General features: G+C 64.6%; 13 protein-coding genes. 3 read left to right on the top strand and 10 right to left on the bottom strand.

The features are described 5' to 3' along the window. Positions 1-8: 8 nt before the first annotated feature. The 10 genes from ACVOL0_RS02960 to ACVOL0_RS02915 all read right to left on the bottom strand — a co-directional run bounded on the left by ACVOL0_RS02960 (position 9) and on the right by ACVOL0_RS02915 (position 11,908). On the bottom strand, positions 9-1,340 hold the full coding sequence (locus tag ACVOL0_RS02960; RefSeq protein ID WP_481547837.1) for an ABC transporter permease: 1,332 nt from the start codon (positions 1,338-1,340) through the stop codon (positions 9-11). Further along, on the bottom strand, positions 1,337-1,831 hold the full coding sequence (locus ACVOL0_RS02955) for a nuclear transport factor 2 family protein (protein ID WP_481547836.1): 495 nt from the start codon (positions 1,829-1,831) through the stop codon (positions 1,337-1,339). Before ACVOL0_RS02955 ends, ACVOL0_RS02960 begins: the two co-directional genes overlap by 4 nt. 31 nt (positions 1,832-1,862) lie before the next feature. Then, entirely contained in the window at positions 1,863-3,080 is a 1,218-nt protein-coding gene (locus ACVOL0_RS02950; protein WP_481547835.1) for an ABC transporter permease, read from the bottom strand. A 61-nt stretch (positions 3,081-3,141) separates the two neighbouring features. After that, a complete protein-coding gene (locus ACVOL0_RS02945) occupies positions 3,142-4,452 on the bottom strand; it encodes an ABC transporter permease (protein WP_481547834.1) in 1,311 nt (436 codons plus the stop codon). A gap of 22 nt (positions 4,453-4,474) precedes the next feature. Next, positions 4,475-5,698 (bottom strand): ABC transporter permease, encoded by a 1,224-nt coding sequence (locus tag ACVOL0_RS02940; protein WP_481547833.1) that lies wholly within the window; start codon positions 5,696-5,698, stop codon positions 4,475-4,477. Between the two features lie 127 nt (positions 5,699-5,825). Next, complete coding sequence (locus ACVOL0_RS02935) at positions 5,826-7,130, bottom strand: ABC transporter permease (RefSeq protein WP_481547832.1); 1,305 nt, start codon at positions 7,128-7,130, stop codon at positions 5,826-5,828. Positions 7,131-7,147: 17 nt separating this feature from the next. After that, a complete protein-coding gene (locus ACVOL0_RS02930; RefSeq protein ID WP_481547831.1) occupies positions 7,148-8,371 on the bottom strand; it encodes an ABC transporter permease in 1,224 nt (407 codons plus the stop codon). Between the two features lie 3 nt (positions 8,372-8,374). Beyond that, complete coding sequence (locus ACVOL0_RS02925; RefSeq protein WP_481547845.1) at positions 8,375-9,700, bottom strand: ABC transporter permease; 1,326 nt, start codon at positions 9,698-9,700, stop codon at positions 8,375-8,377. Positions 9,701-9,714: 14 nt separating this feature from the next. Next, positions 9,715-10,440, bottom strand: a complete 726-nt coding sequence (locus ACVOL0_RS02920; protein WP_296247631.1) for an ABC transporter ATP-binding protein — start codon at positions 10,438-10,440, stop codon at positions 9,715-9,717. Between the two features lie 199 nt (positions 10,441-10,639). Further along, positions 10,640-11,908, bottom strand: a complete 1,269-nt coding sequence (locus tag ACVOL0_RS02915) for an efflux RND transporter periplasmic adaptor subunit (protein WP_481547830.1) — start codon at positions 11,906-11,908, stop codon at positions 10,640-10,642. Positions 11,909-12,123: 215 nt separating this feature from the next. On the opposite strand from ACVOL0_RS02915, the gene glmS reads away from it, so the two are divergent. The 3 genes from glmS to ACVOL0_RS02900 all read left to right on the top strand — a co-directional run bounded on the left by glmS (position 12,124) and on the right by ACVOL0_RS02900 (position 16,029). Continuing rightward, positions 12,124-13,956 (top strand): glutamine--fructose-6-phosphate transaminase (isomerizing), encoded by a 1,833-nt coding sequence (glmS, locus tag ACVOL0_RS02910; RefSeq protein WP_481547829.1) that lies wholly within the window; start codon positions 12,124-12,126, stop codon positions 13,954-13,956. 377 nt (positions 13,957-14,333) lie between these two features. Next, entirely contained in the window at positions 14,334-14,852 is a 519-nt protein-coding gene (locus tag ACVOL0_RS02905; protein ID WP_481547828.1) for an RNA polymerase sigma factor, read from the top strand. Positions 14,853-14,892: 40 nt separating this feature from the next. Then, positions 14,893-16,029, top strand: a complete 1,137-nt coding sequence (locus ACVOL0_RS02900; RefSeq protein WP_481547827.1) for a FecR family protein — start codon at positions 14,893-14,895, stop codon at positions 16,027-16,029. The last annotated feature ends 20 nt before the right edge of the window (positions 16,030-16,049 follow it).

Below are 16,049 nucleotides of genomic sequence, written 5' to 3'. Positions count from 1 at the left end.
GGCCTTGTTCATAGGGTTTTGACCTGCAACGCAGGTTCCTGACGTGCGGCACGGATGGCGGGTAGCAGTCCAACGACCACACCCGTCACAACCGCCATCAACAGCAGGGCTGCAAACAGCGCTGGGCTCAGCCGGGCCAGGGATGAGTAGGCTTCTCCTTGTTGCCGCATCAGCCACAGGCCGCCCAACGTCAGCGGCAACGCCAGCAATCCGCCCAACAAGCCTGCCAGCGTGGATTCGACCAGACAGGCGGCGATGATCGCGCGGCGTGGTGCACCCAGCACCCGGCGCACGCCGTGCTCACCGGCACGGCGCAGGAAGCGCGCTGCCAGCAGGCCGGCGACATTGACCAGGCACAACACCAGCAAACCTGCCGCAAGCCACAGGTTCAAGCGCACGCTGTCCGGCACCACGCGGTTGCTGTGCAGCCACTGCGCCATCGACTGCAGACGGGTGTTGGATGCACGCGCGAAGATACCGGCGGCATGACGATCAGCGGCAAAGTTCTGCAGGCTTTGTGCGTAGTTGTGGCGTTGCTGTGCATCCTTCAGTTCTGCCCACAGCACCAGCCACCGGCATTGCTGGGTATCGATCTGATCGAAGCGGAAGCCGCCGAAGCCGTCGCCATCACAGATGCGGGTGCTGGTGATCTCCGCACCCGAAGCCAGCACCGCTTCGGCGGGCGCGAACAGTTCATCGCCATCGCCTTCCCAACCTGCATTGTTTGAAGGCAGGAAATGCGGGCGCGGGCGCAGCGCCCAACGCTCGCTGATGCCGATGACGCGGAAGTTGTGCTTGCCCAAACGGATCTCGGCGCCGGTGCCGTCTTCGCGCCCCAGCAAGTGCTGGCTGAGCGCGCGGCTGATGATCACCACCGGTGTGCGTGCGGCCTCTTCTTCCGCGGTCCAGGAACGCCCGTAGCGCAGCGGTACGCCGAATACCTGCAGCATCGGGCCGACGGCCAGGCTGGCCGAAACGTTCTTGCTGAGCGTCCTGTCGGTGTTGCTGACGGTCAGCGGGGCAGTGAGCAAGGCCACTTGCGGGACATCCGGGCGTAGCTGGCGCATCGCCTGTATGTCGGCCAGCTTCCACAGCGGCGGCACCGGTGAGCCGTCACCGTAGCTGTCGCTTTCACCACTTTTCGCCGCCTCGCGCGAGTCTGCCCAGGCCAGATGCAGGTTCTGGCTGATGCCGGGCAGCGGATCGGCGGCCAATACCGACAGCAGGGTCAGCATGGTCATCACCGAGGCCAGGCCCAGGGCCAGGGTCAGTACGACCAGCGCCATCGTCCTTGGGTGGCGGATGCAACCACGCAGGCCGGTTTCCAGCGTGTAGTTCATCGCGCTGGCTCTGCGGCTGCTGCGCGGTGCGCGTAACTCAGTACTCGCGTCGCCTGCCATTGACCATCGCGCAGGCGCCAGATGATGACGAAGTCGGCCACGCCATCACAGTGTTCGCCCTTCAGATCGCAGAACTGGTGCTGGCCTTGTTCGATGGCGCCGAAGTCCTTGATCGGGAATACCTCCAGCGTGCCTGGCAGCAACTGCCGGGTGTAGTTGCCGCAGGCATGCTTGCGGGTGTTCGCCAGCATGGCGTCGCGGGTCCAGGTGACACCGCCATTGTCGTGGTAGAACTCGACCGCCGTATCGAAATAGGCCGCATGCTTCTCGAACTGGGCCGGATCGCTGCAGTGGTTGAAGCTGTCGAACATGCCGTGGTCGAGTGCGGCGATGGTGTCGTGCAGGTTGCGGTTGTCGGCATCGGCTGCATGCGCGGGGATCACCAGCAGCGAGTACAGGATCAGCAGCAGGGACGGCAGCTTGGCTTTCATCGAGGAGACTCCGGTGAACATTGGAAGAGGATCAGGCGGCACGCGTGGCTACCGCTGGTGGGACGGCCGCTGCGCGTCGAGCGGGGCCGAGCACGGCGAGTTGGCCCAGCAGCAACAGCAGCAGCGCTGCGATGGGTAGGTAGATCAGCGGCAGGCGCGGCAGCTCGTACTGGCTCATCAACACCAGGTTCAACGCATAGGCCAGTACCAGGCCAAGGACGATGCCGGCACTGCTCAGCAGCAGGTTTTCCAGCTGGAAGGAGCGAAGGATGTGCTTGCGGGTAGCGCCCAGTGCGCGACGTATGCCGATCTGGCGGGTGCGCTGCTGCACCCAGAAACTGGCAAGGCCAACGATGCCGAATGCGGTTACTGCCAGCAGCGCGATGCTCACTGCCAGCAGCAGCCAGACCACCGAGCGGTCGCGGTGATGGAAGTCCTCGCGCACCTGCGCCAGTGTGCCCTGTTGCTCGATGATGCGGTTGGGGTCGGCCTGGTTGAGTGCCGCAATGGCGGCCTTGAGCACGGCCTGCCGCTGCTCCGGACTGGTGCGCAGCGCATAGGCGCCGTTGGAGACGCGGACCGGGAACACCATGCTGTTGAAGCGGTTGCCGAACGCTGTGGCGTCGCCCGGAGCCAGCAGGTCCTCGATCACGCCAACCACACGGGTCGGCTTGCTGCCCCAGACATAGATGTTGCTGCCCACCGCCTTGCCGTCTGGAAACAGAAACGTGGCCAGCGACTGGCTCAACAGCACGCTGGGCACCAATGCGGCGCCGTCGCCAGCAGACAAGGCGCTGTTCTCCAGATATTCGTCGGGCTTGAAGCCACGGCCTTCGCGCAGATGCAGGCCGAACGTTGGCAGCAGTTCGCCGTCGTCCATGTAGTTGGAGGCATGCACGCTGGGGCGGTTCTGGTCCGGCTGCAGGCGTATGCCCGAGCCCCAGACATTGTCGCCATACGGAATCTGGTTGATGCTGCTGACGGCCTTTACGCCGGGGACGGCAGCAAGTGCGGCCAGATCCTGCTTGCGCAGGGCTTCGTAGTTGACGTCCGGCAACAGGCTGCTGGTGGCCAGGTAGACCAGCTCGTCCTCGGCCACGCCGCTGTGCAGCTGGATCTGCGCAATGCGGTTGCTGATGATGAAAACCGCATTGCAGATGATGGCGCAGCTGATCGCGATCTCGAATATGACCAGCAGCGCGGCAATCTTGTGCCGGGACAGCATCGACAGTGTGGGGAGGATGTCCAAGGGTGTTCTCCGTGGTGACGCAAGCTGCCGTTGGTCATTGGATGGGTTCAATGCCATCGCGTCATTGGCTCTTGAGCTGCAACGCGGGGGGGATCTGCATTGCCCGCCAGGCGGGCAACAGCCCCGCCAGCAGATTCACGCCAACGGCCAGAACGAAAGTCATCCACAAGGTGCTGATGTCCATCCGCGCCAACTGTGCATACTCATCCGGTTGCTGGCGGATCAGCCACAGGCCGATTGCCGCGAAACCCAGCCCCAGCACGCCGCCGGCCAGCCCGATGGAGCCGGCTTCGACAAGGCATTGTTTGAAGATGTCCGTACGCGAAGCGCCCAGCGACCGGCGTATGCCGATTTCGCCACTGCGGCGCAGGAACTTGGCCAGCAGCAGGCTCACCGTGTTGATCAGGCAGACCAGCAGGAAGCCGAACGCCAGCCACATCTGCAGGCGCACGTCGTTGGGTACGATGCGATTGAAATCCAGCCAGCCCATCACGTCATGCAGGCGCACATTGGTGGGGCGCTCGAAGCGGCCACTGGCACGCTGGCTGTCGGAATAGTCAGCCAGGTATTTCAGGTAGTCGCGCGCCTTGTCTGCCGTGTCCAGCTCCACCCAGTACTGCAGCCAGGCACAGGGTGCGGTGAGGCCGCGATTGCCTTCGCCCTCTTCGCTGCTGCCCCAGCAGGTCATGCTGCCCTGGGTATCCAAGGTCAGTGCGCGCGAGGTGGAGAACGGCAGCAGGACCTGTTCGTCACCGCCATAGCGCTGGCTGGTCAGGTCATAGAAGCGTGGTGTCGGCTTCCAGTTGCCAAGCACGCCGACCACCTGGAACACACCTTGCGGCAGGCGCAGCTGCTTGCCGATGGCGTCCTCCGTGCCGTACAGCCGTTGCGCCAGCTTGCGGTCGATGACTGCAACCAGCGCTCGGCCATCATCGTCGGCAGCGCTCCAGCTGTTGCCTGAGGCCAGTGGCACCTCGAACATCGGGAAGAAGTCAGCCGAGGTGTAGCGCGCCATCATCCGGAACGGTTGTGCGGCGTTGCCAGCAGGCAACACCGTTACCGAGCCGGCCGACATCAGCGCCTGCCGATCCGCGCGCTTCTGTCGTAGCAACTCCTCGGCATCGTAGCGGGTCACCTGCGCCAAGGGAGCCGATTCCAGCGTAGCGTCCTTGCCCAGGCTGCGCGGTTCCAGCTGCGGGTAGAACAGCTGCCGGCTCTTGCCTGGTATCGGATCCCCTGACAATACGAAGTACAGGCCAAGGGTGGTCATGGTCGCACCTATACCTACCGCGATGGTCAGCACCATCAAGGTGGTCAGCACCTTGTTGCGACCGAAGCCGCGCCAGGCCAGTTGCAGGTAATAGCCGAACATGTCCCTTCCTTTAATCGACGGATCAGGTGCTGCGGGTGGCCACCGCCGGCGGAATCGATGCCGCCTTGCGCGCCGGACCGAACACCGCGATCTGACCCAGCAACCACAGCAGCACCGCGCCTACCGGCAGGTACAGCAGCGGCAGGCGCGGCAGCTCGTAGCGGCCCATCAGCCATTGGTTGAGCAGGTAGGCCAGCAGCATGCCGACCACGATGCCGATGCCGGCCAGCAGGAAGTTCTCGGTCTGGAAGTAACGCAGGATCTGCGCGCGGGTCGCCCCTAGGGCACGACGGATGCCGATCTGCTTGGTGCGCTGCTGCACCCAGAAGCTGGCCAGGCCGATGATGCCCAGCGCGGTCACCAGCAACAGCAGGCCGCTGACGATCAACAGCAGGCCGATCATGTCGCGGTCATTGGCGAAGTTCTTGGCACGCTTTTCTTCAACGGTCTGTTTGGTCCAGACCAGACGGTTGGGATCGTTCTTGTCCAGCGTCGCCAATGCCTGCTTCAACACCTCATTGCGACGGCTCGGGTCGGTGACGCGCAGGATGTAGCGGCCGCCGTTGGAGAAGTTCATGCGGATCGGAAAGATGAGCGAGTGGGTGCGGTTGTTGTTCTGCATGTTCGGCCGCAGCAGGGTCTGCGCCACGCCCACCACGGTCACCGGGATGTTCGCCATGTACAGGGTCTTGCCCACCGCATTGCCATCCGGGAAGAACTGCTTGGCCATGGCTTCGGTGAGAATGGCCGGTGCTTTCAGCTTGCCCAGGTCTTCCACCTTCTCCAGTACATCGCTGCTCTGGTATTCATCGGCATTGAAATCGCGGCCGGCGACCAGCTTGACTCCCAGGGTCTTGAGCGCGTTCTCGCCCACCATGTACTGGGCACCATTGATCGACTGCGCTTCTGGCTCCGCGGTGGCTGCCAGCGAGGTGTTCCAGGAGCCGCCCTGGAACGGCAGCTGGTTGACGATGGCCACGCTCTCGACGCCGGGGATGCCGCGCAGCGAGGCGATGTCCTCGGCAGTGCGGGCGTCGGCATCAACCTGCTCACCAATGCCGCTCAGGCCGATCTCGATCAGCTGGTTGTCATCGATGCCGCTCGCCAGCTGCATGGCGTCGATGCGCTGCGACACGATGAACAGTGCATTGCAGATGATGGCGCAGCTCAGCGCGATCTCCAGCACGATCAGTGCAGCGGCAGTCTTGTGCCGCGACAGCGTGGAGAGGATGGGACGGATTTCCATGAGGTTTCTCCGGGGAAGCGTGGAGCTGGGAATGGGGTTTATGGAATGAGGCGAGGGCGTTGCTACTACCAAAAGCACCCCTCCCCAGCCTTCCCCTGCGCGTTGCGCAAGGGAGGGGGAAATGGCGTTACTGGCTCTTGAGCTGCAGTGCCGGGGTTACCTGCATGGCGCGCCAGGCAGGCAGGATGCCGGCGAGCATGCTGGCCAACACCGCCAGGGCGAAGGTGACCAGCAGCATCGAGCCATCCAGGTGGGCGAGCGAGGCGTATTCGGCCGGCCGCTGGCGTACCGCCCACAGGCCCAACAAGGCGAACACCAGTCCGAGCAGGCCGCCGGCCAGGCCAATCGTGCCGGCCTCGATCAGGCACTGCTTGAAGATTTCGGCGCGACTGGCGCCCAGTGCACGGCGCACGCCGATCTCGCCGCTGCGACGCAGGAACTTGGCCAGCAGCAGGCCAACGGTATTGACCAGGCAGACCAGCAGGAAGCCGAAGGCCAACCACATCTGCAGGCGCACGTCGCCCGGCACTGCATTGCGGTATTCCATCAGGTCCATGACATCACGCAGGCGGGTATTGGCTGGGCGCTCGAAGCGGCCAGCAGCGCGCTGCTGCTCGGAGTAGTTGTCCAGGTAGGCCTTGAAGTCTTTGGCATCACCTGGCGAGTTCAGCTCGACCCAGTACTGGATCCACGAGCACGGCACGTTCACTGCGGTGGCGTCATTGACCAGCTCGCGGCCGAAGCAGTTCATGCTGCCATTGCGGCCCAGCTTGAGCTCCAGCGCAGTGCTGAAGGGCAGGTAGACATCTTCCTCGGAGTCGAACTTGCCCGAGTACAGATCGTAGAACTTGGGAGCAGGCTTCCACTCCTTGAGCACGCCGACGATGCGCATGGCATTGCCTTCGACCAGCACTTCCTTGCCGACGCTGTTTTCGCCCTTGAACAATTTGTCATTGAGGGTGTCGCTGATCACCGCGACGCGACTGCGACCCTGATCCTCGTCGCTGCTCCAGCCCTGGCCGAACGCGAACGGCGTATCGAACATCGGGAAGAAGTCGGCCGAGGTGTAGCGCATGCTGATGCTGAAGGGCTTGAGCGCATCCACCCGCGGATCGACGATGCCGCTACCGCCGGTCATCATTGCCTGGCGCGGCGCCTTCTTCTGCCGTAGCAGTTCTTCGGAGTCGAAGCGCGTCATCTGCATCTCGGGCTCTTCGCCCGGCTTGTAGCCTTCCTTGGTATAAGGGTCCAGCTGCACATAGAACAGACGATCACTCTTGTGCGGAATCGGGTCACCGGACAGCACCTTGAACACCGTCAAGGTGGTCATCGCCGCACCGATGCCGAGCGCGATGGCCAACACCATCAGTGCGGTCAGGATCTTGTTGCGGCCGAAGCTGCGCAGCGCAAGTTTGAAGTAGTAACTGAACATGGACGATCCTTGGCAGCTCAGGCGCTGCGCGTGGCGACGATGGGCGGGATGGATGCGGCGCGCAGGGCAGGGCCGATAACAGCGGCCTGGCCCAGCAGGAACAGCAGTACGGCACCCAGCGGGAGGTAATACAGCGGCAGCCGGGGAATTTCGAAGTACGTCATCAGCAGTTGGTTGCCGGCGTAGGCCAGCAACATGCCGATGGCGATGCCGGCCGTGGTCAGCAGCAGGTTTTCGGTCTGGAAGTAGCTGATGATCTGGCGCCGGGTTGCGCCCAATGCGCGGCGCACGCCGATCTGCTTGGTGCGTTGCTGCACCCAGAAGCTGGCCAGGCCGATGATGCCCAGCGCGGTGACCAGCAACATCACCAGGCAGATGCCCAGCAGCAGTCGGGTCATGCTGCGGTCCTGCTGGAAGTAGACCTCGCGCAGTTCCTGCAGCGGCTTGCTGTAGTCGGCGGAGATGATCGCCTCCGGCGTGACCTTGGGCGCGGCGGCGACGGCGTCGCTGACGATGCGCTGCAGGTCACGCGGATTGGCGCGGATCACATAGGTGCCAGCCTGTGCATCGGAGGTCACCGGTACGATCACCGACCACTCCATGCCGGCCAGGCCGTTCTCGCTGCGGCCCGGGTCCGGCCGTGAGAAATGTGCCAGCACGCCGGCAACGGTGAGCTGGTAGTCGCCCATCCACAGCTGCTTGCCCAGCGGGTCCTGGCCCGGCCACAGATGCCTGGCAAAGGCCTGGGTGATCCAGACCTGCGCGTGCGCGGGCAGGAAGTTCTCCACCGGCTGGTAGTCGGCATCGCTGAACATGCGGCCCTGTACCGGCTTCAACTGCAAGGCATCGATGGCGCCCGCATCCATCAGGTAGAAATGTGGCACGCCGCCATGGTGCTTGCCTTCCTGATCCAGCGAGACGCCGGCGGTGCCGGCGCGCTGGCCGAACGGCACGGCATTGAGGACGCCCACCGCCTGCACGCCGGCCTGGCCGCGCAGCTGCTGCAGCCAGCGGCTGTTGATGTCCACCTCGCTGCAGGACTCACAGTCGAGCAGGCTCAGTGTTGCGATGGAGGCCTCGTCGACGCCGCTGTTCATGCCGATCAGCTCCATCCGCGATGCGGCCAGGAACAGGGCATTGCACAGCACGGCGCAGGCCAGTGCGATTTCCAGCACGATCAGGCTGGCGGCGATGCGGTGCCGCGACAACGTGCTGATGATGGGTTTGATGTCCAGGGTCATCGCTTACAGCGCCTTGATCTGCAGGGCCGGATCAATGCGGGCGGCGCGCAGCGCCGGCAGCAGTCCAGCAAGAACGGTGGTGGTTACCGCGGTGGCGAACGTGAGGCCAAGCATGGTCATGTCCAGCTGCACCATGTCGGCGTAGGCCAGTGGTTGCTGGCGGATGCTCCACAAGCCGACCAGGGTGAACAGCAGCCCCAGCGCCGCACCGCCAACGCCGATCAATGCCGCCTCGATCAGGCACTGCTGGAACACCATCGCGCGGGTGGCACCCAGGGCACGCAGCACACCGATCTCGCCGGTGCGACGCAGGAACTTGGCCAGCAGCAGGCCGATGGTGTTGAACAGGCAGATCACCAGGAAGGCCAGTGCCATCCACGCCTGCAGCTTGACGTCACGCGGTACCACGCCGTTGAAGTCCATCCACTCCATCAGGCTGCGCAGGCGCACCAGCTCGGGCTGGCTGATGCGGCCCAGCTGTTGTTGCTGCTGTACATAGGCCTGCAGGTGCTGCTGGTAGGCAGCAACCTTTGCTGCGCTGTCCAGCTGCACCCACAGTTGCAGCCATACGCAATCGGTGTTTTCCAGGTGGCCGGGCTTCTCCGGCAGCGTGTTGCAGGTGAACTGGCGGAAGTTGCCGGCGTTGATCTGCAGGCCGGTGTAGAACGGCACCATCACGTCTTCGACTGGACGGTAGTAGTCGGCGGTGTCGCCCTGCGCGAAGCGGCCACCGGCCACGGTGTAGAACAGCGGTGAAGGGCGCCACGGCTTGAGCACGCCGATGATGCGTACTTCGCTGTCGCGGATGCGCAGCATCTTGCCGGTGCTGTCCTTGCCGTCGAACAGACGCTGGTTCAACTCCGAGGAGATCACGGCCACGCGGGCGCGGCGCTGGTCATCCTCGGCCGACCAGCCGGCACCGTAGGCCATAGGTGCCTGGAACATCGGGAAAAAATCGGCGGTGGTGGACAGCAACGTGGTCATCATCGCCGGCACTTGGCTACCGGGAGCGGACAACTTGACGGGGCTGTCCACCACCAAAGCCTTGCGATCGGCCGGACCGTCACGCCACAGGTCGGTCGCCGAGGTGTAGTCGAGCATGTCCAATGGCTCGCGCCGCGCCCGCTCGCCGCGCGTCGATGCATCCACCTGCGGGTAATAGATCTGCCCACTGCGTCCGGGCAGTGGATCGCCCGAGAGCAGGTGCTTCACTGTCAGTGTGGTCATCGACGCGCCAATGCCCATCGCAATCGACAGCACCATCAGTGCGGTCAGCACGGGGGTGCGGCGCAGGCTGCGCAGGCCTTGGCGGAGGTGGTAGGCGAACAGCGACATGCGCGGGATCAGCCCTGGTTGTCGGCAACGGCGGCGATGCGCGCGGCGTGGGCCAGCACCGGCTCGCGGATCAGGTCGGTGGCCTGGCCGTCGACGATGTGCACGTTGCGCTGGGCACGTGCAGCCAGTTCCGGATCATGGGTCACCATGACGATGGTGGTGCCCTGGCTGTTGATCTCCTCCAACAGTTCCATCACGCCACGTGCCATCTGCGTATCCAGGTTACCGGTCGGTTCGTCGGCCAGCAGCAGGCGCGGGCTGCCCGCCAGGGCACGTGCGATAGCGGCACGCTGCTGCTGACCGCCGGACAGTTCGGCCGGGTAGTGCTTCATGCGCGAACCCAGACCGACATCGCTCAAGGCCTTCTCGATGCGCTGCTTGCGCTCGGCCGAAGGCATGCCGCGGTAGCGCAGCGGCACATCGACGTTGTCGAACAGGTTGAGGTCGGGGATCAGGTTGAAGCCCTGGAAGATGAAGCCGATCTTCTGGTTGCGCAGGCGCGAGCGGGCGTCGTCGCCGAGGTGGCTGACGTCCTGGCCATCAAGCAGGTACTGGCCGCTGGTGAAGGTTTCCAGCAGGCCTGCGATGTTGAGGAAGGTGGTCTTGCCTGAGCCCGACGGGCCGGTGACCGCGACGAATTCGCCTTCGCGCACATGCAGGTCCAGCGAACGCAGCGCATGGGTTTCGACCTGCTCGGTACGGAAGACCTTGGAGACGGATTGCATATGGAGCATGGGTATTCCTTTCAGCGACGGGGAATGTGGAAGGTGGAGCGGGAGCGGGGTGCTGGGACTGCGTTTGAATGGGTGGAGCCAGGTCCGGCGATGGGGGAGGGAGTTCGAGGGTTGCAGCGTGGACGGCAGGGCTCACGACAACCCGGACGCCTGCAGCTGTTTCCAATCACGATTCCCGACTCCCCAATCCCGGCCCCTATCAATTGATCGACACGCGTTCGATGTCACCGAACAGATCCGCGCCGGAGACAACGATCTTCTCGCCCGGCTGCAGGCCGGAGACGATTTCAACTTCGCCCAGGCTGCTGACACCGGTCTGGATCGGACGGCGCACCGCAGTGCCGCCGCTGACCACATAGGCGTAGCGACCACCGGACTGCTCGACGAACGGGCCGCGCTCGACCTTGAGCACGTTGTTGCGGGTATCCAGCAGGATGCGCGCGCTCATGCGCTGGCTCTGGCGCAGGCCCGGCGGCTGCTTGTCGGAGAAGCGCAGGCGGGCGACGACTTCACCGTTCACCACTTCCGGCGACACCGCGGCGATCTCGCCCGGGAACGGTTGGCCCGAACCGCTGGTCAGCTGCGCCGGCATGCCGATCGCCAGATCACGGGCAAAGCTTTCCGGCACCTTGATCTCGATCTCGAAGCGCGACAGATCGACCACGCCCAGGATCGGTGCGTTGGCGGCCACCTGGGTGTGCTGGGTCGCCTGCACCTGGCCGACCTGCCCATCAAACGGTGCGCGCAGGGTCAGCGCATCTACCTGGCGCTTCACTTCAGCTACCACGGCTTCCTGGCGATCCGCCATCAAGCGCTTGTTGCGCGCATCCAGGCTCGCCCCCTGGCTCTGCAGGCTGGCATCCTGCTGGGCGTGCTGCAGTTCGATCTGGGCTTTCTTCAGTTCGTCCTGGGCCTTGGCCAGGTCGACCTGCGGCACCGCGCCGCCATCGAAGCCGCGCTGGTAGCGTTGCAGGTCGCGCTCGGCAGCGGTGCGCACCAGCCCGGCCTGGTCGGACAGCTTGGCGCCGGTGGCACGGGCCAAGGTGGCATCCAGTGCGGCGCGGCTGGCTTCGGCTTCAAGGCCGGCCAGGGTCGCCTGTTCCTGGGCCAGCTTGCTGCGCAGTTCCGGGCTGTCGATCACCGCCAGCTCCTGGCCCTGCTTGACCACGTCACCTGCGACCACCTTCAAGGTCACGGTGCCGGCGGAGATGGCGTACAGCACCGGGCTGTTGGCGGCGATGACGCGGCCATCGGCGGCGATATCGCGGACCAGATCGCCGCGCTTGACCTCGGCGATGCGCAGGCGGTCACCGTCGAAGGAGCGGCTGGCGCCCAGCCAGTTGCTGGCGACGTAGCCAATGCCGGCCACCACCACCACGGTGATCACCGCCGGCCACATATAGCGACGCCACACGGGTTGCGGGCGCTGGGTACTTACCTGGTCCTGGGCGGAGGTGTCGCGGATCATCGTCGGCTTCGCTGCTGGGTTTGTTATCCATTAAGCAGATCGCGTGCCAACTCCAAGGTATTGAATTTGTTTGAAAAATATTCATCGATGTGAGTGTCCGGGTGTCCGCGGACGCTTGCGCGGACAGTGTCCGGGCGCCGATGTCCCGGCATGTCCGCTGGTTGTCTGATCCGGCTGACTTAGAATGTCCGCTCGTAATTACCAATGGATAGGCTATGTGCGGGATTGTTGGGGCGATCGCTGATCGCGATGTGGTTCCGGTACTGATTGAAGGACTCAAGCGGCTGGAATACCGCGGCTACGATTCTTCCGGCATAGCCGTGCTCGATGGCGAGCACATCCGCCGCGTGCGTCGCACCGGCCGTGTTGCCGAAATGGAAGGCGCGGCCATCGCCGAGCAGTTCCATTCGCTGATGGGCATCGGTCATACCCGCTGGGCCACTCATGGCGGTGTCACCGAATCCAATGCCCATCCGCATATCAGCCAGGGCGTGGCCTTGGTGCATAACGGCATCATCGAGAACCACGAGGAGCAGCGCGAGAAGCTGCTGGCGCTGGGGTATGTGTTCGAGTCGCAGACCGATACCGAGGTCATCGCCCACCTGATCCATCATCACCTCAAGGCCGATCGCGACGATCTGCTCAGCGCCCTGCAGCGCACGGTCAAGGAATTGACCGGTGCCTACGCGTTGGCGGTGATCAGCGAGAACGAGCCCGCGCGCATGGTGGTGGCACGCATGGGTTGCCCGTTGCTGATTGGCTTGGGCGAAGGCGAGAATTTCGTCGCTTCCGATGTATCGGCCATCCTGCAGGCCACCCGCCGGGTGATGTTCCTGGAAGAGGGCGACACCGCCGAACTGACCCGTCACGGCGTGCGCGTGTTCGATGCCAACAATGCCCCGGCACAGCGCGAGCAGCGCCTGTCGGATGTGTCGTTGGCCTCGTTGGAGCTCGGCCCGTACCGCCACTTCATGCAGAAGGAAATCCACGAACAACCGCGCGCGCTGGCCGACACCGTCGAGGCAGCGATTGATGCCGGCGGTTTCCCGGCAAGCCTGTTCGGCCAGAACGCCGAGGCGGTGTTCAAGGACATCGAAGGCGTGCAGATCCTGGCCTGCGGCACCAGCTACTACGCGGGCTTGACCGCGCGCTATTGGATCGAAGCCATCTCCGGCCTGCCGTGCAGTGTGGAAATCGCCAGCGAATACCGCTACCGCGCCGCCTACGCCAATCCCAGGCACCTGATCGTCACCATCTCCCAGTCCGGTGAAACCCTGGACACGATGGAAGCGCTCAAGTACGCCAAGTCGCTGGGCCACAAGCACACGCTGTCGATCTGCAATGTGCCGGAAAGCGCTATCCCGCGCGCCAGTGAGCTGGTCTGCTACACCCGCGCCGGCGCCGAGATCGGCGTGGCTTCGACCAAGGCCTTCACCACCCAGCTGGCAGCGCTGTTCCAGCTGACCGTGGTGCTGGGCAAACTGCACGGCAAGGTTGATGCCGCCCAGGAAGCAGACTACCTGGAGCAGCTGCGGCATCTGCCGGGCAGCGTGCAGCACGCCTTGAACCTGGAGCCGCAGATCATCGCCTGGGCTGAGCGTTTCGCTGGCAAGTCGAACGCGCTGTTCCTCGGCCGTGGCCTGCATTACCCGATCGCCCTGGAAGGCGCACTCAAGCTCAAGGAAATCTCCTATATCCACGCCGAGGCTTATCCGGCCGGCGAGCTCAAGCATGGCCCGTTGGCACTGGTGGACGCGGAAATGCCGGTGGTGGTGATCGCTCCCAATGACAGCCTGCTGGAGAAGGTGAAATCCAACATGCAGGAAGTGCGTGCGCGTGGCGGCGAGCTGTTCGTGTTTGCCGACCAGGACAGCAATTTCAACGCCTCCGAGGGCGTGCATGTGATCCGCACCCCGCGCCATGCCGGCGTACTCAGTGCCATCGTGCACACCATCCCGGTGCAGATGCTCGCGTACCACACGGCGCTTGCCCGCGGCACCGACGTGGACAAGCCGCGCAACCTGGCCAAGAGCGTTACCGTGGAGTAACGCAGGTGTCACGGGAGCGTAACCGGGACTACGGACAATCACCTCCAGCAGCCCGGTCCTCTCTCCCCCGACGTTGCTCGAAGCCCGGCCCAGCGCCGGGCTTTTGCTTTGCGGGCAGTGGGCATGCACCGCCGGTGGACCCGGGCAGCTGCCCGCGGGCCTGTGGCGGCAGAACCGCGAATACCGGGCAGCGCCGGGCTAAGCTGCCCGTCCTTGTGATCGCGAGCTGAACCCGTTGTTTTCCAGAAGTACCCAAACCGCCCCTTGCCACGCACTGCATGGTCAAGGGGGCGCCATGTCCGTTGCCCTTGCCATTGGGAGTGGGTGATGAGGTTGTGGAAAAGCCAGGGCCGGCATGGTCCGGGTAGGAGGCGATGATGGAGCCGGCCGGACAGGACCAGCCAGGGCGCGATTTCGCGGCCCGCGCGGTCCATGACTACAGCGCCGAGCTGCACCGCTACCTGCGCCGGCGGGTGGCCGAGGCGCAGGATCTGGGTGACCTGGTGCAGGAGGTCTACCTGCGCCTGCTGCGCGTGCAGAGCATCGAAACCGTGCGCAACCCGCTGGCCTACATCTATGGCATCGCCGCGCACGTGGCCAGCGAGTTCAACATGCGCCAGCGCCAGGGCCGCCTGCTGTATGACTCGACGGTGGTGGACGCGGTATCCGAGAACCCCGCACAGGTCGCTTTCAGTGAAGGCGGTGGCTTCTTCGAGCGGCAGGTGGGCGATGCGCTGGCGCAGCTGCCGGCCAACCGGCTGGCGGTGCTGCTGCTGGAGCGGCGCGAAGGCCTCAGCCATGCGCAGATTGCGCAGAAGCTGGGGCTGAGCGTGCATACGGTGAAGAAATACAGTGTCGAAGCGCTGGCGCATGTACGCGCGAGCTTGGAACGATGAACAGGATGTGGACCTTGCCCCGGGCAAGGCGGGTGAAAGCATGAATATCTATCGCACATCGCCGCAACAGAGCCGGGAGCGCGCCGCACGCGAGGCCGCCGAGTGGCTGCTCGTCATGGCTGATACGCCCAGCGCTGCAGACCGTGCCGGTTTTGCGGCCTGGGTGGCGCGTTCGCCACTGCATCTGGAAGAGCTGCTGATGGCGCAGCTGGTGCAGCGCGAGCTGGCGTCCAGCGCCGCACTGCAGGCCTTTGATCTGGATGCGGTGCTGGCGCAGGCACAGGCCATGGACAATGTGGTGCCGCTGCACCCCGCACCCAGCGCTGTAGCAGGGCCGGGGCCGCTGGAGCGCAAATCTGTCGCGCGTGGGCGCCGCCGCAGGGTGGGCTGGGCATTGGCAGCCGGGGTGGCTGGCTGTGCACTGCTGGCTGGCAGCTGGGCCCTGCTGCAACCGGAGGTGCCGGTGTACCAGTACGCCAGCGCGGTCGGTGAGCAGCGCAGTATCGCCCTGGCGGATGGCTCGATGGTCACGCTGGCACCGGCCTCGTATATCGCCGTGCGTTTCAGCGCCGGTGTGCGCGATATCGAACTGCGTGATGGCGAGGCCAGTTTTGACGTTGCGCACGACAGCAATCGCCCCTTCCGCGTGCATGCCGGTGACAACACCGTGCAGGCAGTGGGAACCCGCTTTACCGTCAACCGGCTGCCCTCGGGCACCCTGGTGGCGGTCAGCGAGGGCAAGGTGAAGGTGACGACCAATAGCAGCTGGCTGGAATCGCTGTGGCGCGACGATGCGTCGACGTTGGAGGCGGGCAAGGCCAAGGTTGAGTCATTGGGCCGCCCGGCAGCCCTGTCGGCCGGCGAGCAGGCGCGCATACCGCAAGGCCAGCAGGCCATGCTGCGGATGCCGCTGGAAGCGCCGAACGAACCCGTCGATGGCAAGCGTCGGCTGAGTTTCCGCAATGACACGCTGGCCGACATCATCAGCGAGTTCAATCGCTACAACCCGCGGCCGATCGTGGTCACCGATCCGCTGATCCGCGAACAGCGTTACAGCGGTGTGTTCTATGCCGATGATGCCGATTCCTTCCTGCAGTTCCTGGAATGCTGCTCGCAGCTGCAGGTGAGTCGCCAGGTCGATCGCAACGTGATCGGGAGCCGCGGCAGTCGCCAGTAAGCCGCAATGCGGGTGGTCGC

The organism is Stenotrophomonas sp. STEN021 (genome assembly GCF_056760175.1).
This window is presented reverse-complemented; position numbering and strand designations above follow the sequence as displayed.